General features: G+C 67.5%; 1 protein-coding gene. It reads left to right on the forward strand.

Annotated elements, in window-relative coordinates; translation table 11 throughout:
- The coding region (locus tag I0Q12_RS33080) for a carbon starvation CstA family protein (RefSeq protein ID WP_307846305.1) at positions 1 to 1,140 on the forward strand (1,140 nt) is incomplete at both ends.

The following is a 1,140-nucleotide window of genomic DNA, read 5'->3' on the forward strand; positions in this document are numbered from 1 at the left end:
GCGTGGGCGATGATCGCCCTGGTGCGCGGCGAGAACATCAACGCGGTGTGGTTCGTGATCGCTGCGGTGTGCAGCTATCTGATCGCGTTCCGCTTCTATGCGCGGTTCATCGAACGCAAGATCGTGCAGCCGCGCGACGACCGGGCGACACCGGCCGAGGAGTTGGAGAACGGCAAGGACTACATGCCGACCGACCGCCGGGTGCTGTTCGGTCATCACTTCGCGGCGATCGCCGGGGCCGGTCCCCTCGTCGGCCCGGTCCTGGCCGCGCAGATGGGATACCTGCCGGGAACCCTCTGGATCATCGTCGGTGTCGTGTTCGCCGGGGCCGTCCAGGACTTCCTGGTGCTGTGGATCTCGTCGCGGCGGCGCGGCCGCAGCCTCGGCCAGATGGCCCGTGACGAGCTCGGCCCGATCGGCGGCGTCGCCGCACTGATCGCCGTGTTCGTCATCATGATCATTCTCATCGCGGTGCTCGCGCTGGTCGTCGTCAACGCGCTCGCCGAGAGCCCGTGGGGCCTGTTCTCCATCGCCATGACCATCCCGATCGCGCTGTTCATGGGCGTGTACCTGCGGTACCTGCGACCCGGGAAGGTCGCGGAGGTCTCGGTCATCGGCGTGGTCCTGCTGCTGCTGGCGATCATCGGCGGCGGCTGGGTCGCCGAAACCGAGTGGGGCGCGGACTGGTTCACGCTGTCGAAGGTGACGATCGCGTGGCTGCTCATCGCCTACGGCTTCGCCGCGGCGGTGCTGCCCGTGTGGCTGCTGCTGGCCCCGCGCGACTACCTGTCGACGTTCATGAAGGTCGGCACGATCGCGCTGCTCGCCATCGGTATCCTCATCGCCCGCCCGGCGTTGGAGATGCCCGACATCACCCCGTTCGCGATCGCCGGCAACGGACCCGCGTTCGCCGGATCGCTGTTCCCGTTCCTGTTCATCACCATCGCGTGCGGCGCGCTGTCCGGTTTCCATGCGCTGATCGCGTCGGGCACGACCCCGAAGCTGCTCGAGAAGGAGAAGCAGATCCGGCTGATCGGCTACGGCGGCATGCTGACCGAGTCGTTCGTCGCCATCATGGCGCTGGTCACCGCGTGCATCATCGATCAGCACCTGTACTTCGCGCTCAACGCCCCCGAGGCC

The organism is Rhodococcus sp. CX, from assembly GCF_015865005.1.
Lineage (GTDB): Bacteria > Actinomycetota > Actinomycetes > Mycobacteriales > Mycobacteriaceae > Rhodococcus.